The 23,759-nt window shown below is 66.1% G+C and carries 20 protein-coding genes; 15 read left to right on the top strand and 5 right to left on the bottom strand.

Going from position 1 to position 23,759, the window contains the following annotated elements; all coding sequences use genetic code 11:
* Positions 1 to 91 precede the first annotated feature (91 nt).
* Together AABQ55_RS16390 and AABQ55_RS16385 are read right to left on the bottom strand one after the other, a co-directional pair.
* Positions 92 to 1,006 (bottom strand): response regulator transcription factor, encoded by a 915-nt coding sequence (locus tag AABQ55_RS16390; RefSeq protein ID WP_272805758.1) that lies wholly within the window; start codon positions 1,004 to 1,006, stop codon positions 92 to 94.
* Complete coding sequence (locus tag AABQ55_RS16385; RefSeq protein WP_272805757.1) at positions 1,003 to 4,374, bottom strand: hybrid sensor histidine kinase/response regulator; 3,372 nt, start codon at positions 4,372 to 4,374, stop codon at positions 1,003 to 1,005. Before AABQ55_RS16385 ends, AABQ55_RS16390 begins: the two co-directional genes overlap by 4 nt.
* A 384-nt stretch (positions 4,375 to 4,758) precedes the next feature.
* Here AABQ55_RS16385 and urtA point away from each other — a divergent pair, with 384 nt between their 5' ends.
* The 7 genes from urtA (at position 4,759) to AABQ55_RS16350 (ending at position 12,206) form a co-directional block, all read left to right on the top strand.
* On the top strand, positions 4,759 to 6,051 hold the full coding sequence (urtA, locus tag AABQ55_RS16380) for an urea ABC transporter substrate-binding protein (protein WP_244769466.1): 1,293 nt from the start codon (positions 4,759 to 4,761) through the stop codon (positions 6,049 to 6,051).
* A gap of 373 nt (positions 6,052 to 6,424) precedes the next feature.
* A complete protein-coding gene (urtB, locus tag AABQ55_RS16375; RefSeq protein ID WP_272805756.1) occupies positions 6,425 to 8,044 on the top strand; it encodes an urea ABC transporter permease subunit UrtB in 1,620 nt (539 codons plus the stop codon).
* Entirely contained in the window at positions 8,041 to 9,204 is a 1,164-nt protein-coding gene (urtC, locus tag AABQ55_RS16370; RefSeq protein WP_272805755.1) for an urea ABC transporter permease subunit UrtC, read from the top strand. Before urtB ends, urtC begins: the two co-directional genes overlap by 4 nt.
* A gap of 5 nt (positions 9,205 to 9,209) precedes the next feature.
* A complete protein-coding gene (gene urtD / locus AABQ55_RS16365; protein ID WP_272805754.1) occupies positions 9,210 to 9,974 on the top strand; it encodes an urea ABC transporter ATP-binding protein UrtD in 765 nt (254 codons plus the stop codon).
* Between the two features lie 229 nt (positions 9,975 to 10,203).
* On the top strand, positions 10,204 to 10,899 hold the full coding sequence (gene urtE / locus AABQ55_RS16360) for an urea ABC transporter ATP-binding subunit UrtE (RefSeq protein WP_244769469.1): 696 nt from the start codon (positions 10,204 to 10,206) through the stop codon (positions 10,897 to 10,899).
* Positions 10,900 to 11,104: 205 nt separating this feature from the next.
* Entirely contained in the window at positions 11,105 to 11,929 is an 825-nt protein-coding gene (locus AABQ55_RS16355; protein ID WP_272805753.1) for a hypothetical protein, read from the top strand.
* Between the two features lie 43 nt (positions 11,930 to 11,972).
* A complete protein-coding gene (locus tag AABQ55_RS16350) occupies positions 11,973 to 12,206 on the top strand; it encodes a tautomerase family protein (protein ID WP_244769471.1) in 234 nt (77 codons plus the stop codon).
* 51 nt (positions 12,207 to 12,257) lie between these two features.
* Here the strand turns inward: AABQ55_RS16350 and AABQ55_RS16345 are convergent, their stop codons facing one another.
* Entirely contained in the window at positions 12,258 to 12,767 is a 510-nt protein-coding gene (locus tag AABQ55_RS16345; RefSeq protein WP_272805752.1) for a hypothetical protein, read from the bottom strand.
* A 306-nt stretch (positions 12,768 to 13,073) separates the two neighbouring features.
* On the opposite strand from AABQ55_RS16345, the gene AABQ55_RS16340 reads away from it, so the two are divergent.
* From AABQ55_RS16340 to AABQ55_RS16315, 6 genes are all read left to right on the top strand, one after another.
* A complete protein-coding gene (locus AABQ55_RS16340; RefSeq protein WP_272805751.1) occupies positions 13,074 to 13,991 on the top strand; it encodes a carbohydrate ABC transporter permease in 918 nt (305 codons plus the stop codon).
* On the top strand, positions 13,988 to 14,869 hold the full coding sequence (locus AABQ55_RS16335) for a carbohydrate ABC transporter permease (protein WP_272805750.1): 882 nt from the start codon (positions 13,988 to 13,990) through the stop codon (positions 14,867 to 14,869). Before AABQ55_RS16340 ends, AABQ55_RS16335 begins: the two co-directional genes overlap by 4 nt.
* Before the next feature lie 29 nt (positions 14,870 to 14,898).
* Positions 14,899 to 16,245: an ABC transporter substrate-binding protein gene (locus AABQ55_RS16330; protein ID WP_272805749.1), complete on the top strand. Its 1,347-nt coding sequence runs from the start codon at positions 14,899 to 14,901 to the stop codon at positions 16,243 to 16,245.
* Between the two features lie 189 nt (positions 16,246 to 16,434).
* Positions 16,435 to 18,039, top strand: a complete 1,605-nt coding sequence (locus tag AABQ55_RS16325; protein WP_272805748.1) for an arylsulfatase — start codon at positions 16,435 to 16,437, stop codon at positions 18,037 to 18,039.
* Positions 18,040 to 18,102: 63 nt separating this feature from the next.
* Positions 18,103 to 19,152, top strand: a complete 1,050-nt coding sequence (locus tag AABQ55_RS16320; RefSeq protein ID WP_272805747.1) for an ABC transporter ATP-binding protein — start codon at positions 18,103 to 18,105, stop codon at positions 19,150 to 19,152.
* 38 nt (positions 19,153 to 19,190) lie between these two features.
* Complete coding sequence (locus tag AABQ55_RS16315) at positions 19,191 to 19,619, top strand: MurR/RpiR family transcriptional regulator (RefSeq protein ID WP_272805746.1); 429 nt, start codon at positions 19,191 to 19,193, stop codon at positions 19,617 to 19,619.
* On the opposite strand, the gene AABQ55_RS16310 is transcribed toward AABQ55_RS16315, so the two are convergent.
* Positions 19,604 to 20,572 (bottom strand): formylglycine-generating enzyme family protein, encoded by a 969-nt coding sequence (locus AABQ55_RS16310; protein ID WP_272805745.1) that lies wholly within the window; start codon positions 20,570 to 20,572, stop codon positions 19,604 to 19,606. The two genes, AABQ55_RS16315 and AABQ55_RS16310, sit on opposite strands and share 16 nt — an antisense overlap.
* Before the next feature lie 83 nt (positions 20,573 to 20,655).
* Between AABQ55_RS16310 and AABQ55_RS16305 the strand changes: the two genes are divergently transcribed.
* Positions 20,656 to 21,594, top strand: coding sequence for a LysR family transcriptional regulator (locus tag AABQ55_RS16305; RefSeq protein ID WP_244769480.1), 939 nt, complete (start codon positions 20,656 to 20,658; stop codon positions 21,592 to 21,594).
* A gap of 48 nt (positions 21,595 to 21,642) precedes the next feature.
* Here the strand turns inward: AABQ55_RS16305 and AABQ55_RS16300 are convergent, their stop codons facing one another.
* Positions 21,643 to 22,533, bottom strand: a complete 891-nt coding sequence (locus AABQ55_RS16300; protein ID WP_272805744.1) for a DMT family transporter — start codon at positions 22,531 to 22,533, stop codon at positions 21,643 to 21,645.
* Between the two features lie 239 nt (positions 22,534 to 22,772).
* Between AABQ55_RS16300 and AABQ55_RS16295 the strand changes: the two genes are divergently transcribed.
* Complete coding sequence (locus AABQ55_RS16295; protein ID WP_272805743.1) at positions 22,773 to 23,750, top strand: ABC transporter substrate-binding protein; 978 nt, start codon at positions 22,773 to 22,775, stop codon at positions 23,748 to 23,750.
* Positions 23,751 to 23,759: the final 9 nt, after the last annotated feature.

The raw sequence follows: 23,759 nt of genomic DNA, 5'->3' as shown, positions 1-23,759 counted from the left end.
CCGACGGCCAGCTCAGCCCTGGTTCGATTCGATACGACTACTGGTGGCCATCAACCCAGCTCATGGCGCACGGGAAGCCGCCTGTCCGTCGTCAGACCTCGTGCAGCACATGGGCGGCCTTCACCGCCGCCGAGGCGCGGTTTTCCACGCCGAGCTTCACGTAGATCTGTTCGAGGTGCTTGGTCACCGTGCGGGCGCTGAGGCCGAGGATCTCGCCGATATCCCGGTTCGACTTGCCCTTGGCGATCCACAGCAGCACCTCGGATTCGCGGTGCGTCAGCGCAAAATGCTGGCGCAGCACCTCATCCTCGGAAAGCCGGTTTTCCGCGGTGAGGCGGAAGAGATATTCGTCCGCGCCGATCGCGCCGAGAAAGGCGAGCTGCAGGCTTGCCTGGCCCGCCTGGCGGATCGCGAAACTGTTTTCGCGCGCGGTGCCGCGGGTCTTCATCCAGGCGTTGATATGGGTCGAGACCGCGTCGAGGCCGTCGTCGCTGCCCGTCGCGGCGTTGACGAGGCGCGTCGCCTGCGGTGTCGACCAGCGGATCTTTCCCTCGCCGCTGACGGCCAGCAGATGCCGGCCCGCCGCATCGAGCGCCACCCGCGCGCTCTGGGCGGAGCGGGCGTTGGAGAGATGCACCCGGATGCGGGCGCGCAGTTCGTCGATGTTGATCGGCTTGGTGAGGTAATCGACGCCGCCGGCCTCCAGCGCCCGCACCACGTGCTCCGTCTCGGTGAGGCCGGTCATGAAGACGACGGGCACGGGGCTGACGGCCGGGTTGGCCTTCAGCTTCAGGCAGGTCTCGAACCCGTCCATGCCGGGCATGACGGCGTCGAGCAGGATGATGTCGGGCGTGATGCGGTCGACGATGTTGAGCGCCGCCGTGCCGGATGTGGCGATGAGCACGGAAAAGCCGGATTGCTCCAGCGCCTCCGTCAGGAAGCCGAGCGCTTCGGGGGAATCGTCGACGAGCAGGACGATGTCGCGCGGGGTGGCCGGTTCCGTCACGGGCGGCGTCCTTTCTCCGGGTCCATGGTTTTCAGGAAGGCGTCGTAGCCGGCAAGATCGAACACCTGCACGTAGGCGCGCACCGCCTCCGTGAAGGGCTGGTGTTTCGGCGTGCGGGCGATTTCGGCCAGTTTCGCCTCTATGCCCCGCACATAGCCGATCTCGCCGAGCCGGATCAACTCCTCCACGTCGTCCCGTTCCGGGATGACGATGTGGGTGCGCGCCGGTTCCTCCGCCCGTGCCTCGCCATGGTAGGTCCATTCGAGCCCCATGTGGAGCGCGAGCTTGTCGGTAAGCTGGCGCAGGTCGAAGGGCTTGGCCAGCGTGTCGTTGTGCCCGGTCTCGGCGGCGGCGGCCGAGCCGTCGCCGATATTGGCCGAGAGCATGACGACCGGGCCGGGCTGGCCGAGGGCGCGCAGCCGCTCCACCAGTTCCCAGCCGTTCATGCCCGGCATGGAGATGTCGATGAGGAAGAGGTCCGGCCTCAGCCCCTCGACGAGGGCAAGGCATTCCGCGCCGCCCTTCGCCGTCAGCACGGTGAAATCGAGCGGCCGCAGCACCTCCTCCATCAGGTTTCGGTGGTCGGCATTGTCGTCGACGACGAGGATGGTGCGCCGCCGCCCCGTATAGCCCTTGATGTGGCGCACCTTCGGCGCCGTCGGGCGGTCGACGGCCGAGAGCATCAGCCGCACGCGGAATTCCGTGCCCCTGCCGCGCTCGCTCGTCACGGCGATCTCGCCGCCGAGCGTCTGGGTGAGCAGGCGCGTGATGGTGAGGCCGAGGCCGAGGCCCGGCATGCGGCCGTGTTCGGCATCGCCGCGCTGGAAGGGCTCGAAGATGCGGGAAAGGTCCTTTTCGAGGATGCCGCGGCCGCTGTCGGCCACCGTGAAGGTGGCGACCTGGCTGCGATAGGAGACGTCGAGGCGGATCGTGCCGCTGTCGGTGAATTTCAGCGCATTGGAGATGAGGTTCACAAGGATCTGGCGCAGGCGCTTTTCATCGGTGCGCACATAGGCCGGCAGGTTTTTCGCGCGCTCATGGGTGAAGGCGACGCCCTTGGCCTGCGCCTGCGGGCGGAACATCTCGATGATCTGGTCGAGGAAATCATGGATGTTGATCTCGTTCGAATAGACCTGAAGCTTTCCCGCCTCGATCTTGGAAATGTCGAGCAGGCCGTCGATGAGGCCGGAAAGGTGGTCTGCGCTGCGCTTGATGACGCGGATCGCGCCCTGGCGCTGCGGCGGGATGCTCTCGTCGCGCTCCAGCACCTGCGCATAGCCGAGCACGGCATTGAGCGGCGTGCGCAATTCATGGCTGAGGCCGACGACGTAGCGGCTCTTGGCGCGGTTCGCCGCTTCCGCCGTCTCCTTCGCCTGCTGAAGCGCGGCGTCCGTTTTCTTGTGCGCGGCGATTTCCTTCAGGAGAAGCGTCGTCTGGCGCGAGGATTCTTCTTCCGCGACGACGCGGCTGTCATGCGCCAGCACATAGAACCAGCACACGACGCCGGCCACCACGGCGAAGACGAAGAAGACCACGGCGATCGTGCGCTCCACCACCGCCGCCGTCTCCGGCGAGCCGGTGCCGACCTGGTGGGCGATCATCGCGAGGATGACGCCCATGCCGGTGATCGACAGGGCCGTCGCGATGCCGTAGCGGCCGAGGCGGGTGGCGAGCGCCGTCGTCACCGGCTCGGGCAGGATGGTTTTGGCGACGCCCGCGACCTGCGCGTTGAAGCGCGCCTTCGGCTTGCAGAGGTCGTGGCAGCGGCTGTCGAGCGAACAGCACAGCGAGCAGATCGGCGCGGCATAGGCCGGGCACCAGGCCATGTCCTCCGGCTCGAACGGGTGTTCGCAGATCGAGCAGGTGATGGTGTCGCGTTGCGCCCAGCTCCGGCGCGGTTTTCGCGCGAGGTAGTATTTGCCGCGCGTCCCCCAGGCGATCAGCGGCGAGGCGAGGAAGGCGGCGACGGCGGCGATATAGGGGGCGAGCGAGGCGGAGATTTCGCCGAATGCACCGAAATGCGCGACGAGGGCGACGACGGCGGAAAAGCTCATCGCGCCGAGGCCGACCGGGTTGATGTCGTAGAGATGCGCCCGCTTGAACTCGATGCCGGGCGGCGAAAGCCCGAGCGGCTTGTTGACGAAGAGGTCGGCCGAGATGGTGCAGAGCCAGGCCATGGCGACGATGGAGAAGACGCCGAGCGTTTCTTCCAGCAGCCGGTAGATGCCGAGCTCCATCAAAAGCAGCGCGATCGCCACGTTGAAGACCAGCCAGACGACACGGCCGGGATGGCTGTGCGTCAGGCGCGAGAAGAAATTCGACCAGGCGAGTGAGCCCGCATAGGCGTTCATTACGTTGATCTTCAGCTGCGAGACCACCACGAAGGCGACCATCAGCAGCAGCGCTGCGCTATCCCACGGCAGCATGTAGCCGAAGGCGGTGTAATACATCTGCGCCGGATCGGCCGCGCGCGTCGAGGGCACGCCTGTCGAGAGCGCCAGCACGACGAGGAAGGAACCGGCGATCAGCTTCGGCGCGCCGACGACGACCCAGCCGGAGCCGGCGAGGAAGACGGCGATGCGGTGGTGCAGCTTCCTCTGCCCGTCTGGCGGCAGGAAGCGCAAAAAGTCGACCTGCTCGCCGATCTGCGCCATCAGCGCGAAGATGACCGCCGAGGCCGCGCCGAACTCAACGAGGGTGAAGGGCGCATAGGTGCCGGGCGGGCCGGAGGGATGATTGAGGCCCGAATAGGCGAGCCACGCGCCGACCTTTTCCCAGTCCGCGAAGGCGATGAAGACGAAGGGCAGGATGTTCAGCACGATCCAGAACGGCTGGGTGACGAGCTGGAAGCGCGAGATGAGCTGCACGCCGTGCGTGACCAGCGGGATCACCACCACGGAGGAGATGATGTAGCCGATCCAGAGCGGTATGCCGAGCGCCAGCTCCAGCGCGCCGGACATGATCGACGCCTCGATGGCGAAGAGGATGAAGGTGAAGCTCGCATAGATCAGCGAGGTCAGCGTGGAGCCGATATAGCCGAAGCTCGCGCCGCGGGTGAGAAGGTCGATGTCGACGCCGTGGCGGATGGCGTAGCGGCTGATCGGCAGGCCGACGAGGAGGATCATCAGGCTGGCGACGAGGATGGCGGCAAGCGCGTTGGTCGTGCCGTAGGACATGGTGATCGCGCCGCCGATGGCCTCCAGCGCGAGGAAGGAGATCGCCCCGATGGCCGTCTGCGAGATGCGGTCCGACGAGAAGCGCCGCGCGCTCTTGGCGGTGAAGCGCAGCGCATAGTCCTCCAGCGTCTGGTTGGCGACCCAGCGATTGTATTCGCGGCGGATCGGGATGATGCGCTGGCGTGCGGCCATGTGTTGCTGTCGTTCCCCTCGGTTGTCTGGTGGGCCGTGTTCACCCGGCCCTCCTTGGGTGCGTTGTGGCGCGCCATGTCCCCACTCTCCGTCATCCTCGGGCTTGACCCGAGGATCCACTCGGCACCCGCGGCTTTGGATCCTCGGGTCAAGCCCGAGGATGACGGAGGAGAGGGCGGTGCCCGCCCAACACACTGACCTTTCGTAGCACACATGTACCGCCCCCGAAATTCCTGCTGCGCCGCAAAAACTTCCCGCTTCTCCCTCCCATCTACGCAATATGACGTATGTGCAGCGCAGCATGCCCGGCCGATAGTCCCCTCCAGCAACGGCTAAAAAACCAATCCGCCCCGTTGCGGTCAAAAGAACAGAGGGGTTCAGACCATGTCCATCAAGGCGCGCGCCACCGGCGCACTGCTCGCAGCCATTCTCTCGACGACGGCCTTCCATGGCGCGTTCGCGGCCGACGACACGATCAAGGTCGGCATCCTGCATTCGCTTTCCGGCACCATGGCGATTTCCGAGACGACCCTCAAGGACGCCATGCTGATGCTCATCGAGGAGCAGAACAAGAAGGGCGGCCTGCTCGGCAAGAAGCTCGAAGCCGTCGTCGTCGATCCGGCGTCCGACTGGCCGCTCTTCGCCGAAAAGGCCCGCGAGCTGGTCTCGGTCAACAAGGTCTCGGCCGTCTTCGGCTGCTGGACGTCAGTGTCGCGCAAGTCCGTCCTGCCGGTCTTCGAGGAGCTGAACTCGATCCTCTTCTACCCCGTGCAATACGAGGGCGAGGAGAGCCAGCGCAACGTCTTCTACACGGGTGCGGCGCCGAACCAGCAGGCGATCCCCGCCGTCGACTACCTGATGGAGAACGAGGAAGTCGAGCGCTGGGTGCTTGCGGGTACGGACTACGTCTATCCGCGCACCACCAACAAGATCCTCGAAGCCTACCTGATCTCCAAGGGCGTGAAGCCCGAGGACATCATGATCAACTACACGCCGTTCGGCCATTCCGACTGGCAGACCATCGTCTCCGACATCAAGAAATTCGGCTCGGCCGGTAAGAAGACCGCCGTCGTCTCGACCATCAACGGCGACGCCAACGTTCCCTTCTACAAGGAGCTCGGCAATCAGGGCGTCAAGGCCGAGGACATCCCGGTCGTCGCCTTCTCGGTCGGCGAGGAAGAGCTTGCCGGTCTCGACACCGGCCCGCTGGTCGGGCATCTCGCCGCCTGGAACTACTTCCAGTCCGTCGACAACCCGGCCAACGCCGAGTTCATCAAGACGTGGAAGGCGTTCACCAAGAACGACAAGCGCGTCACCAACGACCCGATGGAAGCCCATTACATCGGCTTCAACATGTGGCTGAAGGCCGTGGAAAAGGCCGGTACCACCGATACGGACGCCGTGCTCGACGCGATGATCGGCGTCTCCGTGCCGAACCTGTCCGGCGGCTATTCCACCATGATGCCGAACCACCACATCACCAAGCCGGTGCTGATCGGCGAGATCCAGGCCGACGGCCAGTTCGAGACCGTGTGGCAGACCTCCGGCCTCGTCGTCGGCGACGAATGGTCGGATTTCCTGCCGGACTCCAAGGACCTGATCGCCGATTGGCGCAAGCCCATGGAATGCGGCAACTTCAACGTCGCCACCGGCAAGTGCGGTGGCAAGGGGTCGTGATCTGAGGGGTTGAGAGGGAAGGACGGAAAACCCTTCTCCTCAAGCTGAAAGTGCAAGTTTCCCTGGTTCTCTCCCTCAAGGGCAGGGCAATCGCTTATGGAATGTAACCGTCGCCACGATTCTCCTTCTCCCCTGGGGGGAGAAGGTGCCGGCAGGCGGATGAGGGGGAGGTCGCAGGCGCGAAAGATCAAAATGATCCACTCGTCTCACCCCCTCATCCGACCCTTCGGGCCACCTTCTCCCCCCGGGGGAGAAGGGGATGCGGCATCGTCCTGCCACATGCCATTGCCCGGCAGGCAGAGAGGGTCTTCCCGACGAACCGCCATCCCGACGCTCGGGATGGCCACATCACCCAACGCTTCGAGGCCATGAGATGCAAGCGCGGCTCATCCATCGTTTTCTGCAATGCCTCATCGTCGCTTTCTGCCTGATGGCGACCGACCTCCGGGCCGCGGACGACCTGCGTGCCATGATGAACGCGCTCGGCGGCGGCAGTTTCCAGCAGAACCAGAAGCAGGTCGAGGCACTGGCGAAGACGGGCGACCCCAAGATCGTGCCGGCGCTCGAAGCGCTTGCCGAGGGCGATCTCTACCAGCGCAAGGCCGATGGCACCGTGTTCATCGTCAAGCCGGCCGGCGCCAATTTCAAGCTGATCGACGCGCTGACCGGCGACGAGGTTGGCGAGGAGGCCAAGGCCGCGCTGGAAAAGGTCAAGGTCAACAACGGCTTGCGCCGGGTCATCCGTGGTGCGCTCGGCGGGCTGACGCTGATGAGCCCCGATACTTCCGTGCGTCTTCAAGCCGCCGGCACGATTCTGCGCACGCCGACCGCCGATGCGCTCGATGGCCTGGACACGGCGCTTGCCGCGGAAACCGATGGTGCGGTGAAGGCCGTGCTTGAAAAGGCCCGTGCCGCCGCCATCCTGGTGTCCGACCGCCCCGTGGCGGAGAAGAAGGCGGCCGTCGCCACGGTGGTTCAGACCGGCGGGCGGGATTCGCTTTCGCTGCTGTCCGCCGCGCTCGCCTCCGCCGACGAAAGCCTGCGTCCCGATATCGAGATCGGCATCCAGCAGATCGAGGACCAGCTTGCGCTGTGGGCGGCCGGCCAGAACATCTGGTACGGCCTGTCGCTCGGCTCGGTGCTCTTGCTCGCCGCCATCGGCCTTGCCATCACCTTCGGCGTGATGGGCATCATCAACATGGCGCATGGCGAGATGGTCATGCTCGGGGCCTACACGACCTTCGTCGTGCAGCAGGTCATCCGCACCTCCTTTCCCGGCCTCTTTGACTGGTCGCTGGCCATCGCCCTGCCGCTCGCCTTCCTCGTCACCGGCGCGGTCGGCCTCGTCATGGAGCGCGGCATCATCCGCTTCCTCTATGGACGGCCGCTCGAAACGCTGCTCGCCACCTGGGGCGTCTCGCTGATCCTCCAGCAGGCCGTGCGCTCGATCTTCGGCCCGACCAACCAGGAGGTCGGCAACCCGTCCTGGATGTCCGGCGCCTTCGAGCTCGGCGGCCTCACGGTCACCTGGAACCGCATGTGGATCATCCTCTTCTCGCTCGCCGTCTTCGCCTTCCTGCTCTTCCTCCTGAAGAAGACGCCGATGGGCCTGCAGATGCGCGCCGTCACCCAGAACCGCCGCATGGCCTCCTCCATGGGCATCAGGACGCCGTGGGTCGACGCGCTCACCTTCGCGCTCGGCTCGGGCATCGCGGGCATCGCCGGCGTCGCGCTCTCGCAGATCGACAACGTTTCGCCCAACCTCGGCCAGGGCTACATCATCGACAGCTTCATGGTCGTGGTCTTCGGCGGGGTCGGCAATCTCTGGGGCACGCTGGTCGGCGCCTTCTCGCTCGGCATCCTCAACAAGGTGCTGGAGCCCTATGCCGGCGCGGTGCTCGGAAAGATCCTCGTGCTCGTGCTCATCATCCTCTTCATCCAGAAGCGGCCGCGCGGGCTCTTCGCACTCAAGGGCAGGGCGGTGGAAGCATGATCACCTCGTTTCTCGCAAAAGCCCTCGGGCGCAACATCGTCGTCACGGTCGCGATCCTGCTCACGCTCGCCGCCCTCGTGCCCGCGCTGAATCTTCTGACGGCGCCCGATCACCCGCTGCACGTGCCGACCTATATCGTCTCGCTGTTCGGCAAGTACCTCACCTATGCGCTGCTGGCGCTGGCGCTCGATCTCGTCTGGGGCTTCTGCGGCATCCTCTCTCTGGGACACGCCGCCTTCTTCGCGCTCGGCGGCTATGCCATGGGCATGTACCTGATGCGCCAGATCGGCGCGCGGGGCTCCTACGGAAATCCGCTGCTGCCGGATTTCATGGTCTTCCTCAACTGGAAGGAACTGCCCTGGTTCTGGCAGGGCTTCGACATGTTCTGGTTCGCCGCGCTGATGGCGATCCTTGCGCCGGGCCTGCTCGCCTTCGTCTTCGGCTGGTTCGCCTTCCGCTCGCGCGTCAACGGCGTCTACCTCTCGATCATCACCCAGGCGATGACCTTCGCCCTGCTGCTCGCCTTCTTCCGCAACGACATGGGTTTCGGCGGCAACAACGGCCTCACCGACTTCAAGGATATTTTAGGCTTCAACATCCAGTCGCAGGGCACGCGCTCCGCGCTCTTCGCTGCCTCCGCCGTCGCGCTCGCCCTCTCGCTGGTGATCACCTCCGGCATCGTGCGCTCGAAATACGGAAAGATCCTCGTCGGCGTGCGCGATGCGGAAAGCCGCACGCGCTTCCTCGGCTACCGGGTCGAACATGTGAAACTCTTCGCCTTCGTGGTTTCGGCCATGATGGCGGGCGTTGCCGGCGCGCTCTATGTGCCGCAGGTCGGCATCATCAATCCCGGCGAGTTCGATCCGGCGAACTCCATCGAGGTCGTCATCTGGACGGCGGTCGGCGGGCGCGGCACGCTGATCGGCCCCATCGTCGGGGCGATCCTCGTCAACGGGGGAAAAAGCGTCTTCACCGCCGCCTTCCCGGAATTCTGGCTCTTCGCGCTCGGCGGCCTCTTCATCCTCGTCACGCTGTTCCTGCCGAAGGGCATCGTCGGCACCGTGCGCCAGTTCGTCGAGCGGCGCCGGGAATATCGCAAGGCGAAGGCGGCGGAAGAAGCGCGCGCCTTCGCGGCGGCAGAACCCCAGGCGGCGGAGTGACCGGCATGAACACGCTCGCAAGCAATGCAAAACCCACCAGCATCCTCTATCTCGACGGCGTCTCGGTCTCCTTCGACGGCTTCAAGGCGCTGAACTCGCTCTCCTTCGTCATCGAGCCCGGCGAGCTGCGCGCCATCATCGGCCCGAACGGCGCGGGCAAGACGACGATGATGGACATCATCACCGGCAAGACCCGGCCGGATGCCGGCGAGGTCTTCTTCAAGGGCACGGTCGATCTCACCCAGAAGGACGAGGCGGAGATCGCCCAGCTCGGCATCGGCCGCAAGTTCCAGAAGCCGACGGTCTTCGAGAGCCACACCGTGTGGGACAATCTGGAACTGGCGCTCAACCGCGACCGCGGCGTCTTCTCGACGCTGTTCTATCGCCTGACCGCGGAGGACAAGGCCCGCATCGAGGAAATCCTCTCGACCGTGCGCCTGACTAACCGCAAGGACGACCTCGCCGCCAACCTCAGCCACGGCCAGAAACAATGGCTGGAGATCGGCATGCTCTTGGCGCAGGAGCCGGAACTGCTGCTGGTCGACGAACCCGTCGCCGGCATGACGGACGCCGAGACGGCGGAGACGGCGATCCTTTTGAAGGAGATCGCCAAGACCCGCTCGGTGGTGGTGGTCGAGCACGACATGGGCTTCATCCGCGACCTCGGCGTCAAGGTGACGTGCCTTGCGGAAGGTTCGGTTCTGGCGGAGGGCTCGATCGATTTCGTCAGTGCCGACCAGAAGGTCATCGAGAACTATCTGGGGAGGTGAGGGTGTATTCGGTGTTCCTGTCGCTGGAATTCGCTGCGGCGCTACCCCCCTCTGCCCTGCCGGGCATCTCCCCCACAAGTGGGGAGATCGGCAAGTGGCAGAAGCTTTGCTCCCACGCGACGTTCGTAATGGGCGAGGCCTCGCCCCATCCAGTCTCCCCCCTTGTGGGGGAGATGCCCGGCAGGGCAGAGGGGGGTGCCAAGGCCTCCGACACCAGGGGAGCCCCCGCATGCTGACCGTCGAAAACGCCAACCTCCACTACGGCGCCGCCCAGGCGCTGCGCGGCATCTCGCTCACGGCCGAGACGGGCAGGATCACCTGCGTGCTCGGTCGCAACGGCGTCGGAAAATCGAGCCTCTTGCGCGCCATCACCGGCCAGCACCCGCTCTCCTCGGGTTCGGTGGCCTTCAACGGCGTGAAGCTCGACGGCATGGCGCCCTATGGTCGCGCCAGGGAGGGCATCGGCTATGTGCCGCAGGGGCGCGAAATCTTCCCGCTGCTCACCGTCCGGGAGAACCTCGAATCCGGCTACGCGCCGCTGAAGCGTTCGGAGCGCTTCATCCCGAACGAGATCTTCAGCCTCTTCCCGGTGCTGCACACCATGCTCGGCCGGCGCGGCGGCGATCTTTCGGGCGGCCAGCAGCAGCAGCTCGCCATCGGCCGCGCGCTGGTGACGCGTCCGAAAATCCTCGTGCTCGACGAGCCGACCGAAGGCATCCAGCCGTCGATCATCAAGGACATCGGCCGGGCGATCCGGTACCTGCGCGATTCCACCGGCATGGCCATCCTGCTCGTCGAGCAGTATCTCGACTTCTGCCGCGAGCTTGCCGATCACGTCTATATCATGGACCGGGGCTCGATCGTACACGAAGGCGCCGCCGCGACGCTCGACGAACCGGAGGCGCGTCAACATCTGACGGTCTGAAACGCCGGCAGGACGGAAGATCGGCCGGCCCGCGGCTTTCAGCCGGCCAATGAGCCTGCGCGACATGACAGCAGCGGGGCGCCCCGCGCGGCAGGGGCAGCCGTGACGGCGAACGTCGCCGTTCATGGCGTTCGCGAAAACGGATTGCCCGGTTGCGATCGACAGCCGCGCCGCCTAGCCTGCGCGCAAAGTGCAGGAGGTTTTCATGACGCGACGGTTGATTCTCTCATTTTCCCTGGTCGGCTGGCTTGCCGGCCTTGCCGTATCCGCCAATGCGGTGGAGCTGGAGAAGATCGCGGGCCGCACGATCGAGATCAAGGAGCGGGACTTCGAGAAAGTGCTCACCGTCGATGGCCGGGAGCTGCACACGAATGCGATCATCTTCCTGGACGACATCTATGCCTTCGACGGAACGGTCGTGGTGGTCGGCACGAGCTCGGTCGGAGGCAATGCCTGCGAGGGGTCTCCCTTCGTGCTGTCGTTTCCCGAGAAAGGCGCGCCGAGGATAGACGGTCCCCTGGACAGTTGCACGCCCGTGTCGCACGCGGTGGAGGGCTCGACGCTGCTGTTTTCGACGGCGAGCGTTCCCGGGCGGGATACGGAGCGATGGCAGTGGAGCGTCGATCGCGGCATGACGCCGCTTGCCCCCGTGGCCTTCCAGCCGGACGAGGCGCGCGGCTGGAGCAACCTGCGGGAGCGCACCTTCACGCACCCGTCCGACGCCTTCAACAACGCCGAAATCGCAGCAAGCTTCAAGATGGTGCTCGGCTCGGATTTCACGCAGTTCCAGCAATTGATGGCCGGCGTCGGAAGCGGCCAGTTCAAGGGGGACGATTTCGTCGGCACCGCGTGCCGTCCGCATGCATGCCTTGACGAGGCGGGTCTGATCTACCTGTCCTCGAGCGATCGCCGCGCCTATGCGGCCTGGAAGCCGCATGGCGAACGGATCGCGGTGTTTCCCGCCCCGGTGACGGAATGGCCGGAAAAGGCGAGGGCGGAGTTGAAGGAGTGGGCAAAGCAATGGCCGTGAAGGTTTCCAAAGACGGCCGGCAGGTTTCAGCGGGGAGGCGAAGATGCCGCATGTGATCCTCAAGATGATCGAGGGGCGTAGCGAGGAGCAGAAGAGGGCGCTTGCCGAAGCGCTCACCCAGGCCGTAACGGCATCGCTGGGGTGCGGCGAAGACCTCGTGTCGGTGGCGATCGAGGACGTCAAGGACGAGGAATGGATGGCGAGGGTCTTCGTGCCGGACATTCAGCAACGGTCCGATACGATCTACAGGATGCCGGGCTACGGCCCCGAGGACTAGAACCAGTCGCCAGCCGGTCCATGCCGGCCGGCCGATGGCCCTTTTCTGCGCTTACCGGCGCTGAAGCGTGATCCAGCTTGTCGTCACCATCTTGCCCGAAGAGGGGTCGCGGTCCGTCGTCGTGAGCGTCAGGCCGTCATTTCCGGCCTTCGCCACGGAGAGATTGGCGCGGCGATCGCCGTTCACCTTCTTTGCCCAGCCGATGGTGAGATTGAGCGCCTCGCCCTTGCGCCGGCCGGAAAGCGACGCCGGCCCGGAACCGGCTCCGATGTAGGATCCGCGGTAGGTTCCGCCGGAAACCTTGAGATCGACGCCGACGGCCCTCGACACGACGACCAGGCCGCGGCACCGCCCTTTCAGCGACAATGAATCGCCCGACGTGGTCGAGGCGAATGTGCAACTGACGGTGATCGGCTTTCTGTTCGTGCGCAGGCGGACCTGGCCCTGTCCGGCATAGTCGCCCGCGAGGCTGTCCAGAAACCGCTCCTCGCTGGCGCTCGTCCCCGTGGGAAACAGCATCGGGACACAGCAGGCCAGAACGGCCGGAACAATACGATTCATGACATCTCTCCCGCAAACGGAATCAGCTTTCGAAGGTAACCGCAAAGCGACCTGCGAAGTTCCGTCCGGATCGCGGTGCCGCGCGGTTCGCGGTCGGCGATGCCCTGTCGTCGCCATGCGCCTTGGTTATGGATTTTAAAGAAGAAAGCATTTCAGTTTATGGCTGAGATGGCGCAAGGATCAGGTGGAACATAATCTGGGAGGAGATGAAATGTCCGGACGGCGGCGTAAGCCTGCCATGGGCGGGAGACTGCCCGGAACGCGCGGCGACGGGATCGCCCGAGCGCGGCAGGGGTATCTGACGACATGGCGTTGACATTCTGGCGGCGGTCCAGCGTCTTCGCGAAGACCACCACGCTTCCCTTTCTCGTCCTGATCGTCGGGATCGGCGGCTATTCCTGGGCACAGGTCGTTCTCATGGCTTTCTCCCATTTGCGCATCGAGGCGGGGGAGTTCGTCTGGCAGCCGGCCGGGTTCGACAATTTTCGCGAGATCCTCGCCAACGAGCTGGCCATGTACTCGCTGGCGGTCACGGCTCTCTTCGTGGTCGCGACCGTCGTCCTGTCGGTCGTCCTCGGCCTGGTGCTGGCGCTGCTCGTCCAGCGCAGCAGGCGGCTCAACCGCATCTCGCAGGTCGTCCTATTGTGGCCGGCAATCGTGGCGCCCGTCGTGGTGAGCCTCATCTGGCTCCTGATCCTCAGCCCGAACATCGGCGTGCTCAACAAGCTGCTCGATACCGTGCGGCTGCCGACCCAGGACTGGCTCGGCACGGAGGCCGGCGCGATCGTCGCCATCATCATCGTCGACGTCTGGCACTGGACGCCGGTCGCCTTCCTCATGCTCTACACGGCGCTCTGCGCGGTCGACGAGGAGGCCATCGAGGCGGCGCGCTGCGACGGTGCCAACGAGTGGCAGGTGATCCGCTACATCAAGATCCCCATGCTGATGCCGGCGATCATCGGAACGGTCTTCATCCGGGCGATCATGGGCGTGAAGGCGTTCGACGAGATGTACCTCCTGACGGCAGGCGGCCCGAACGGCGCCACGACGCTGGTCTCGCTGCATATCCGTGACGTCTTCTTCGACCAGTTGAACTACGGCTATGGCTCCGCCTTCAGCGTTCTGCTCGTCGCGCTGATGTCGCTCGCCATCGGTGCGGGCATGCTCGTCAGGCACCTGCGCGCCATCCGGCTCTTTTCTGCAACGCGTGAGGTGGAAGCATGACCGCCGGCAGCCATGCCATCAAGACAGGGACCCTTGCCGACGCGCGGCTGCGCCGGCGCAAGGATCTCGCCGACCTCACCTGCGATGCCGTTCTGGCGCTGCTGCTGCTGCTCTTCATCGCTCCCATCGCGTGGATGATCGTGCTTTCCTTCCAGTCGGACCGGGCCATCATCTCCATGTTCTGGGAGCTGGACCTGACGCTGGACAACGTGACCGCCATCCTGGCGGACGACCAGCCCTTCCGCGCGCAGCTCGCCAACAGCCTCGTCATCGTGGCGGGAACGGTCGTCCTGTGCGGTATCGCCTCGACGCTTGCGGCCTACGGCCTTTCCAAGCTGCGGCTGCCGTGGTGGCTGACCGCCACGGTCGGCGCCTCCTGCGCCGTGGTCCCGATGCTGCCGCCGATGGCGCTCGTGCCGGGTTTCTACGTGACGCTGATCCAGACGGGGCTCCTCGGATCGCTCGCCGGCCTCATCATCCTCAACACGATCCTCAACCTGCCGTTCGCCACGCTGCTCATGAAGATCGGCTTCGACGAGATCCCGCCCGCCCTGCAGGAGGCGGCCTCCATCGACGGCGCGAGCGAGGCGCGATCCTTCTGGACGATCATGCTGCCGCTCGTCACGCCGAGCCTGATCACCAGCTCGCTCTTCACGGCCATCATGACGTGGAACGAGTTTCTCATGGGGCTGACGATGACGTCCGGCGGCACGACCTCGCCGCTCTCCGTGGGCATCGCATCGCTGGTGCAGCCCTACGAGGTCCGCTGGGGCCAGCTCTCGGCCGTCGGCAGCCTTGCCGTGGTGCCGATCATGATTGCGAGCGTGCTCGCCAGCAAGCGCATCATCGCCGGCATGACGCGCGGCTCCGTCAAGTAAATGCACCGATTGATCTCAGGGAGGAACAGATGATCAAGCAAACCGAAACCGTGCGCCTGGCCCTATCCCGGCGCCAGGTTCTCAAGGGGATCGCCGCCGCGGGCGCGGCGGGCGTGGCAGGCCTTCCGGCATGGGGGGCGGCCGCCGCCGAGGTCAGGGAGCTGATCGTGCTGACCGGCACGACGCCCTGGCTGCCGGCCTATCAGAAGGCGGCCGCGGCCTATGAGGCGGAAAAGGGCGTGAAGATCACCTTCCGGCCGTTCCCCTATGGCGGCATGCGCACCCAGATGACCAACGCGATCCAGAGCAAGAACGCCGCCTTCGACATCTTCCAGCTCGACGAGCCGTGGACCGGCCAGTTCTACGACAACGGCTGGATCAAGCCGATCGACGAGATCATCGAAGGCTATGCGCTCGATCCGAACATCCTGACCTACGACAACCTGCCGCTGTGGGACAGGCAGCAAAGGCTGGGCGTGGCCGGCGGGCAGGTGATGGGCCTGCCGATCAACGGCAATGTCGATCTCTTCGTCTACCGCAAGGACATCTACGACAAGCTGGGCCTGCAGGTGCCGCGCACCTGGGACGAGGCGATCGAGAACGGGAAGAAGGCGGTGGAGGCCGGCGAGGTCCGGTACGGCTATGTCACGCGCGGCCAGCCGACGACGGGCGGCCAGTCGGTCAGCTACGAGTTCATGCATGTGCTCTACGGCTTCGGCGCCGACTGGTTCACCGTCGACGGCGGCTCGCTCGTGCCGGCGATAAACAGCGAGGCGGCAAAGGCCGCGGCGACGACCTTCCGCCGCCTTCTGGAGCTGGGGCCGTCCCGGCCGCAGACGGTCGGGCAGGCGGATTGCATTGCGCTCATGCAGAGCGGCCAGGCCCTGCAGGGACATTTCGTGGCGGCCGGCATGCCGCAGCTCGAAGACGAGTCCCGCTCCTCCGTCGTCGGAAAATGCGGCTATGCGGTCGTGCCGGCGGGATCGCTCGACCAGCCGGTTCCGGCAAGCGGCGTGTGGTCCCTCTGCGTGCCGGCAGGCCAGGCGCCGGAGCGCCAGCGCGCGGCCGCCGAGTTCATCGTCTGGATGCTGGAAAAGAAGCAGCAGGAGGTCTTTGCCGGCGCGGGCGGCATTCCGACGCGCAAGGACATCGACGTCTCGGGCGCCGGCGCGCTCCGGCCGATCATGGAAGCGGCGCGCGATTCCGCGCCCCTGGCCCGCGGCTCGATCCGATACGTCTTTGCCGCCCAGATGCTCGAGGCCGTCGAACCGGTCATCGGCCAGATCGGCTCGGGCGAGGTGGAGGTCGCCGCGGCGCTCGACGGCCTGCAGGCAAAGCTCGCGGACATCGCCAAGGCAAGCGGTTTTGCGAAGTAGCGAGGGCTGATCCCGTCACGCAGCCCGCCGTGGTGCGGCGGGCCGCGTGAACAGGACGGCTCCGGAACGGAGATTTCGAACACCTGCGACTGCCGGCCCCCGGGGCCGGCGGAACGATCCTGTCGTGCCTGGAGCATTTCCAGCCGAAGCGAAGCCGCTTCGGCGGCGCAACCAACTGAGAGAGCATCGATGACTAAGCGTCCCAATATCGTCCTTGTCCTTGCCGATGACATGGGTTTTTCCGATCTCGGCTGCTATGGCGGAGAAATATCCACGCCGCATCTGGATGGCCTTGCGCGCAACGGCGCTCGTTTTTCGCAGTTCTACAACACCGCGCGCTGCAGCCCCTCGCGCGCCTCGCTGATGACCGGCCTTCACCCGCACCAGACGGGGATCGGCGTCCTCACGAACAATGACCTGCCGCGCGGATATCCCGGCAACCTCAACGGCCGTTGCGCGACGCTTGCGGAAATGCTGAAAGCGGCCGGTTATGCGACATGCCTGTCGGGCAAGTGGCATCTGGCAACCGACATGCACACGCCGAACGACACCTGGCCGACACGCCGCGGCTTCGACAGCTTCTTCGGCACGCTGACCGGCTGCGGCAGCTTCTACGCCCCCGGCACGCTGACGCGCGGGGAGAGCGACGCCTCGGCGGAAGCGCGGGATCCCGGCTTCTTCTACACGGACGCCATCGCCGCCCATGGTGCCGATTTCATCGCGGAGCAGGCGGCCGCCGGCAATCCCTTCTTCCTCTACGCCGCCTTCACCGCGCCGCATTGGCCGCTGCATGCGCCTGAGGAGGACATCGCCCGCTACGAGGGCCGCTTCGACGAGGGCTGGGATGCGCTGCGCGAAAAGCGCATGGAGCGCCTCGTTGCGGAAGGCATCCTGCCGGCCGACACCGCCCTCAGCGCGCGCGATCCGACGCAGCCGGCCTGGGCGGCCACGGAACACAAGGCGTGGCAGGCCAAGCGCATGCAGGCCTATGCGGCCCAGATCGAAGGCATGGATCGCGGTATCGGCCGGATCGTCGAGGCGCTCAAGGCGAGCGGCACGTTCGAGAACACGCTGTTCGTCTTCCTTTCCGACAACGGCGCCTCGCCGGAGGACCTGCCCCAGTTCGATGTCGAGACCTTCATGCAGCGGGCCGACATCCTGCCGCGGGCGACGCGCGACGGCAGGCCGATGCGCGTGGGCAACACGCCGGACATCGTTCCGGGCGCCGAAGACACCTATTCGAGCTATGGCCGCGCCTGGGCGAACCTCTCCAACACGCCGTTCCGCTTCTACAAGCGCTGGGTGCACGAAGGCGGGATCGCGACGCCGCTGATCGTGCACTGGCCGGCCGGCGGGTTTGCGGACGGGGCGATCCTCGATGCGCCGGCGCAGCTCGTCGACATCGCGCCGACGATCCTGGACGTGACCGGCGCCAGCTATCCGCCGCCGGCGCTCGGCCGCGCGGTCGCGCCGCTGGAGGGGCGGAGCCTGCTGCCGCTCCTGCGCGGCGGGTCGCTGCTCGAAGCACCGCTTTACTGGGAGCATACGGGCAATGCCGCGATCCGGGTCGGGCGCTGGAAGCTCGTGCGCGAAGAGCCGAACGGCTGGGAGCTCTACGACCTTGCGGCCGACCGCACGGAGCTCGTCGACCTTGCGGCGGACAATCCCGATATCGTCGCCGACCTTGCGGCCCGGTGGCAGGCCTGGGCTGCCCGGGTGGGCGTCATCCCGTGGGACGTGACGGTCGGCATCTATGTCGAGCGCGGGCAGCACCCGAGCCTTGCCGCCGGCTGATCTGCGGGCCGGTCCCCGGTTGGGACCGGCTCCCCTTTCATATTGTCAAGGAGAGTCACGACGATGGCCTCGGTCGAAATTCACAACGTCCAGAAGTCCTACGGCACGCTCAAGGCCCTGCACGGCGTTTCCATCCAGATCGACGACGGGGAGTTCGTCACGCTTGTCGGTCCGTCGGGCTGCGGCAAGTCGACCCTCCTGCGCATGCTTGCAGGCCTTGAGGAGATCAGCGGCGGCACGATACGGATCGCCGAGACCGTCGTGAACGAGCTGCCCCCCAAGGACCGCGACATCGCGATGGTCTTCCAGAACTACGCGCTCTATCCCCACATGACCGTGGCGGAGAACATGGGCTTCGCGCTGAAGCTCAAGAACACGGACAAGCGCGAGATCCAGGGCAAGGTGGAGCGGGCGGCGCGCATCCTGAATCTCGACAAGCTTCTGCAGCGCTATCCGCGCCAGCTTTCCGGCGGCCAGCGCCAGCGCGTCGCGATGGGGCGGGCGATCGTTCGCGACCCCAAGGTGTTCCTGTTCGACGAGCCGCTTTCCAATCTCGACGCGAAGCTGCGCGTTTCCATGCGGGCGGAAATCAAGAGTCTTCACCAGCGCCTCGGAACGACCACCGTCTACGTGACGCATGATCAGGTGGAGGCGATGACGATGGCCGACAAGATCGTCGTCATGCGCGATGGCGTCGTCGAGCAGGTCGGTGCGCCGCTGGCGCTTTACGACAGTCCCGTCAACATGTTCGTCGCCGGCTTCATCGGTTCGCCGGCAATGAATTTTCTGACGGGAGAGATCCGCGACGACGGGTTCCTCGCCGGCGACGTCCGGCTGCCGCTTGCCGCGCCGGCTCCGGAACTGGTCGGCCGGCGGGCGGTCTACGGCGTCCGGCCCGAACATATCGGCATTGGCGAAGACGGCGTTGCCGCGGAGGTCTGCGTGGTGGAGCCGACGGGGGCCGAAACCTATCTCGTCGTAAGGCTCGCGGGGCAGGAGGTCACCTGCGTCGCGCGCGACCGCCTGGATGTGCGGGTCGGGCACACGGTGCGGCTGTCGCCCGATCCGGGCCGCATCCACCTTTTCGATCCGCAAAGCGGGCGGCGTCTCTAGGGCAGGGGATTTCGCGTCCGTTCGCGGATCCGCGCCGCATGGCCGGCACGCGGGATTCCGGGCCGGCCCTGATGTCCATTTCTCCGTTTTCACCAGGCAAGGAGCGGATCATGAACCCTGGCCACGAACCTCCCCGGACCTGGCGCGAGCTGCATGCCCTCGTCATGGCGAGCGGTTCCGCCTTTCCGCGGCAACTGGCCCTGCTTGTGGACTTCGCCCTGCAGCATCCGGATATCATGGCCTTCGGGACATGTTCGTCGATCGCGCGGCGGGCCGGCGTGTCGGCGACGACCGTCTCCCGCCTCGCGGGCGTTCTCGGCTATCGCTCGTTCCGCGACCTGCGGACGCTGTTCCGGGACGATCTGGTACGCAGAGGAGGCGTGCGCTCCCTGAAGGCACAGGGAAAGGCCGTCAGGCAGCGAACGAGCCCCGGGCGTCCTGCGCAGGAATGTCAGGGCCGGTCATAGGCGAGGCGGAAGCCGATATGGCCCGTCGACGTGTCGGCGCTGTGCCCCATGCGGGCGGCGATGCGATAGCGGTAGCAGTAGCTGATGTGGCAGAGATAGGAGCCCCCCTTGAGAAGGCGCTCGGCATTCCGGCCTGCGAGCGCGTTGCGCGCCTTCGCGACCTGCGTGAGCGGCTGGACGTGAAACGCGTCGGCACACCATTCCCAGACATTGCCGCACATGTTGAAGAGGCCCGCGGGGTTCGGTTCGAACGCGTCCACCGGCGCCGTGCCGCCATAGCCGTCGGCAAGGGAATTGATGTGCGGGAAACGACCCTGCCAGATGTTGCAGTGGATGGCCCGGTCGCCGGGCTCGTCGTCCCCCCATGGATACCGCATCTCCGCCCGGCCGGCCTTTGCGGCGTGCTCCCACTCGGCTTCGGAGGGCAGCCGGCCGCCAGCCCAGCGGGCAAAGGCCTGTGCATCGTTCCAGGAGACGTGGACGACCGGGTGCCGGTCATCCGCACGGAGCGGACCGCCGGGGCCGCCCGGCAGGCGCCATGTCGCGCCGTCGACCCGATGCCACCAGGGCAGGCCGACCGGCTGGCTGGTCACGGTTCCCGGTGCGACGAAGTCCTTGAAGACGAAGCTCCAGCCGAAACGCTCCGCATCCGTGACATGGCCGGTGTCCGCCACGAAGCGGGCGAAGCGCGCATTCGTGACGGCATGCCTGTCCAGGCCATACGCCCGCACCGCCACCTGGCGCGCCGGACCCTCTCCGTCCGCGTCGATGACGGGCCTGTCGGTGCCGACGGTCGCGATGCCCGCGTCGAACCAGGCGACGTCCGCCGGCGTCGGTGCCGTCGCCGGCAGGGCCTCGCCGTTTCGCGCCGGCGCATTGCCGGCGCCTTCGCGGCGCGGCAGGCTGCAGCAGCTTCGTTTCGCTTCCGGGTTCTCCGCCATGTCGCCCCGCATCGCCTTGCCTCGTGTGGCACACACTAGTGAAGCTTTGCCATGCCGTATAATACTTAAATGCTCGAAAGCCATACGGAGGAGTTATGGACCTGCTGCGCAATATCGGCTTGCTGCGATCGTTCCTGACCGTTGCGAGGGAGGGCAATGTGACGGCCGCTGCCGAGAAGATGGGGCTTAGCCAGCCGGCCTTGACGCGGAACATCCGGCGGCTCGAGGAGGAGTGCGGGATAACGCTGTTCGACAGGCATACGCGCGGCGTCACCCTCACCATCTATGGGCAGACGCTGCTGCGTTATGCGCAGATGATCGATACGGAATGCCGCTTTGCCTCGTCCGAGCTGGAAGCGATGCGCAGCGGGCACCGGGGGCACCTCAGGATCGGCGGGGGGCCGTTCTGGGGCGGTACGCTGCTGCCCAAGGCGCTGACGCGGCTGCACCAGCGCTTCCCCGATGTCCGCACGACCCTCGATGTCGGAGTCAACACCGTCATTCACCCCAAGCTCTTCGCCGGCGAGCTCGACCTCGTGGTCTCGGCCAGCCCGCATGACCTGTCGGCGCTTCCGGACCATATCGGCTTTCGGCCGCTCATCACCATCCAGAGCGGGATCTTCGCGCGGGATGCCCATCCGATCTTCGAGCGCTCGCCCCTCGACCTCAACAATCTGTCCCGGTTCCAATGGGTCCTCTACCAGGCCGATACGGACGCCATCGAGCGCCTGAGCGCCTTCCTGAAGTCGCTGGGAATAGGCCCGCCGCGGATCGCGGTCGAATCGAGTTCCCTCATGGCGGTCGTCGAGCTGGTGCGCAGCGGCGACTTTCTCGCCTGCCTTGCCGCGCCGCTGTTCGGGAGCTTCCGCGATATCGGCATTCGCCAGGTGGAGACGACGCGCGAAATCTGGAGCTTCGATGCGGGGATCCTGTATCACAAGGCCATCGAAACCACCGCGCCCTACGAGATGCTGCGGCGGACGCTCACGGAGCTTATCGCGGCCGCCGGCCTCAAGGCGAAGGACGGCCGCTGAGCCGGCTTGCGATGTGCCCGCGGGACGCCGCCGTGCGTTCCGCGCGTTTCACATGAAGATCAGCCCCATGCCGATGACAACGAGGGCCGCGCCGGCCCAGGCGCCGCCGGCAGGCCGCTCGCCGGTCCTCAGCCAGAGCATGGGCAGGATCATCACCGGCGAGGTGGCGGAGAGCGTCGAGACGATGCCGACCTTTCCGCCGGAAAGAGCGAACAGCAGCAGCGTCATGCCGATGGCCAGCGCGAGGATGCCGGTCAGCGCGGTCATCGCCGCGACCTTCAGCGTCAGCGGCCCCCTCGGCTTCACGGAGGGGATCGGCAGCTGGAGCAGGATGCTGAGGCAGAAGGCGGCGGTGCCGACGCGCAGCAGCGAGGCGAGGAAGGGATCGATGCCGGTCGCCATGACCGGCCTGGCGAGGATGGAGCCGATGGCCTGGCCCGTCGCCGCGCCGATGCCCAGCAGCACGCCGACCGAAAGCGGCCCCTTGATCGCCTCCCATTGGTGCATCTGCGCCCGGCGCTTGCCGAAGACAATGGCCAGCAGCACGCCGAAGGCCGTCAGCAGGATGCCTGCCACCGCGAGGCTCGACAGGGTCTCGCCCAGCACCAGCCACCCGAGCAGGGCGGCAATCGGCGCGTTCAGGGCGAAGAGGATGCCGGAGCGGCGCGGGCCGAGACGGTTGAGCGTTTCGAAGAGCAGCGTGTCGCCGAGGAAGATGCCGATCAGCCCGGACAGGAGCAGCGGCCCGGCGCTCGCCATGTCCAGCTCCCGCCAGACGCCGGTGAACAGCACGTAGAGCGCCAGCAGACCGGTGACGAAGACCTGGCGTGCCCGGTTGAAGGCCGGTGCGCCGAGATGGCCCGCGGGGCCGGCCGAGATCAATCCGGTCAGGGCCCAGCAGGTCGCGGCGCCGAGCGCCGCAAGTTCATGGATTGGCATCGTTTTCCGATCGGTGCGTTACGGTCCGGGAGAAAATTTCGCGTCACGCCGTTAAAGCGGGATCGAATGGCTTTCGTCCAGAGCTGCCGGCGTCAGTCAACAGGGGACTTTCGGTTCGATGCGGGTTTCACGACCGGCACCCGATCGCGGCGCGGGCCTGGCGGGGCACTGCAAAGGCTGTCACATGGGTGTCAAGCGACGGGCGTAGGGAGCGATGACGTTCCCGGAAGGATGCTCCCATGAAAACCCTTGTCTCCGCCGCCGCTCTCCTCGCCGCCAGCTTCGTTGTCCTGCCGGCTTCTGCCGCAAATCTCGTGCTCTATACCAGCCAGCCGAACGAGGACGCGCAGGCGACCGTCGACGGCTTCATGGCCGCCCATCCCGACATCAAGGTGGACTGGGTGCGCGACGGCACGCCGAAGATCATGGCCAAGCTCCAGGCAGAGATCGCGGCCGGCAATCCGGTTGCCGACGTGCTGCTGATCGCCGACACCGTCACGCTCGAGCGCCTGAAGCAGGACGGCAAGCTGCTCGCCTATCTCTCGCCGGAAGCCGGCAACTACGATGCCAGCCTCTACGACAAGGACGGCCACTACTATTCGACCAAGCTGATCACCACCGGCATCGTCTATAATACCGCGGCGGCGATGAAGCCGGCGCGCTGGCAGGACCTCGCAAAGCCGGAGGCCAAGGGCCTTGCCACCATGCCGAGCCCGCTGACCTCGGGCGCCGCCCTCATCCACGCCCAGACGCTGGCCTCCGTCGACGGCCTCGGCTGGGACTACTACAAGGCGCTCGCCGAAAACGGCGCCACGGCGGCGGGCGGCAACGGCGCGGTGCTGAAGGCCGTCGCCTCGGGCGAGAAGGCCTATGGGATGGTCGTCGACTACATGCCGATCCGCGAAAAGGCGAAGGGCGCGCCGGTCGCGTTCGTCTTCCCGGCCGAAGGCGTTTCCGCCGTCACCGAGCCTGTCGGTATCCTTGCATCCTCAAAGAATGCCGAGGCGGCCAAGAAATTCGTCGACTACGTTCTTTCGGTCGAGGGCCAGGAAGGCTTCGTCAAGCTCGGCTACATCCCGGCCCGCAACGGCATCGCCATGCCGGACGGTTTCCCGGCGCGCGAGACGATCCGCGTGCTGCCGCTCGATGCGGCTGAGGCGCTGAAGAACACCGACGCGGACCTGAAGACGTTCTCCGGCTATTTCGGCTCGAACTGAGGCACACCG

This window comes from Shinella sp. WSD5-1 (genome assembly GCF_963942435.1).
Classification (GTDB): domain Bacteria; phylum Pseudomonadota; class Alphaproteobacteria; order Rhizobiales; family Rhizobiaceae; genus Shinella; species Shinella yambaruensis.
The sequence above is the reverse complement of the archived record's forward strand: the minus strand, read 5'-3'. Positions and strand labels throughout refer to the sequence as shown.

Excerpts from the sequence above, each read along its gene's own strand:
- AABQ55_RS16385 (WP_272805757.1), bottom strand. The coding sequence starts at position 4,374 with ATGGCCGCACGCCAGCGCATCATCCCGATCCGCCGCGAATACAATCGC.
- urtA (WP_244769466.1), top strand. The coding sequence starts at position 4,759 with ATGTCCATCAAGGCGCGCGCCACCGGCGCACTGCTCGCAGCCATTCTC.
- urtB (WP_272805756.1), top strand. The coding sequence starts at position 6,425 with ATGCAAGCGCGGCTCATCCATCGTTTTCTGCAATGCCTCATCGTCGCT.
- urtC (WP_272805755.1), top strand. The coding sequence starts at position 8,041 with ATGATCACCTCGTTTCTCGCAAAAGCCCTCGGGCGCAACATCGTCGTC.
- urtD (WP_272805754.1), top strand. The coding sequence starts at position 9,210 with ATGAACACGCTCGCAAGCAATGCAAAACCCACCAGCATCCTCTATCTC.
- urtE (WP_244769469.1), top strand. The coding sequence starts at position 10,204 with ATGCTGACCGTCGAAAACGCCAACCTCCACTACGGCGCCGCCCAGGCG.
- AABQ55_RS16355 (WP_272805753.1), top strand. The coding sequence starts at position 11,105 with ATGACGCGACGGTTGATTCTCTCATTTTCCCTGGTCGGCTGGCTTGCC.
- AABQ55_RS16350 (WP_244769471.1), top strand. The coding sequence starts at position 11,973 with ATGCCGCATGTGATCCTCAAGATGATCGAGGGGCGTAGCGAGGAGCAG.
- AABQ55_RS16345 (WP_272805752.1), bottom strand. The coding sequence starts at position 12,767 with ATGAATCGTATTGTTCCGGCCGTTCTGGCCTGCTGTGTCCCGATGCTG.
- AABQ55_RS16340 (WP_272805751.1), top strand. The coding sequence starts at position 13,074 with ATGGCGTTGACATTCTGGCGGCGGTCCAGCGTCTTCGCGAAGACCACC.
- AABQ55_RS16335 (WP_272805750.1), top strand. The coding sequence starts at position 13,988 with ATGACCGCCGGCAGCCATGCCATCAAGACAGGGACCCTTGCCGACGCG.
- AABQ55_RS16330 (WP_272805749.1), top strand. The coding sequence starts at position 14,899 with ATGATCAAGCAAACCGAAACCGTGCGCCTGGCCCTATCCCGGCGCCAG.
- AABQ55_RS16325 (WP_272805748.1), top strand. The coding sequence starts at position 16,435 with ATGACTAAGCGTCCCAATATCGTCCTTGTCCTTGCCGATGACATGGGT.
- AABQ55_RS16320 (WP_272805747.1), top strand. The coding sequence starts at position 18,103 with ATGGCCTCGGTCGAAATTCACAACGTCCAGAAGTCCTACGGCACGCTC.
- AABQ55_RS16315 (WP_272805746.1), top strand. The coding sequence starts at position 19,191 with ATGGCCGGCACGCGGGATTCCGGGCCGGCCCTGATGTCCATTTCTCCG.
- AABQ55_RS16310 (WP_272805745.1), bottom strand. The coding sequence starts at position 20,572 with ATGCGGGGCGACATGGCGGAGAACCCGGAAGCGAAACGAAGCTGCTGC.
- AABQ55_RS16305 (WP_244769480.1), top strand. The coding sequence starts at position 20,656 with ATGGACCTGCTGCGCAATATCGGCTTGCTGCGATCGTTCCTGACCGTT.
- AABQ55_RS16300 (WP_272805744.1), bottom strand. The coding sequence starts at position 22,533 with ATGCCAATCCATGAACTTGCGGCGCTCGGCGCCGCGACCTGCTGGGCC.
- AABQ55_RS16295 (WP_272805743.1), top strand. The coding sequence starts at position 22,773 with ATGAAAACCCTTGTCTCCGCCGCCGCTCTCCTCGCCGCCAGCTTCGTT.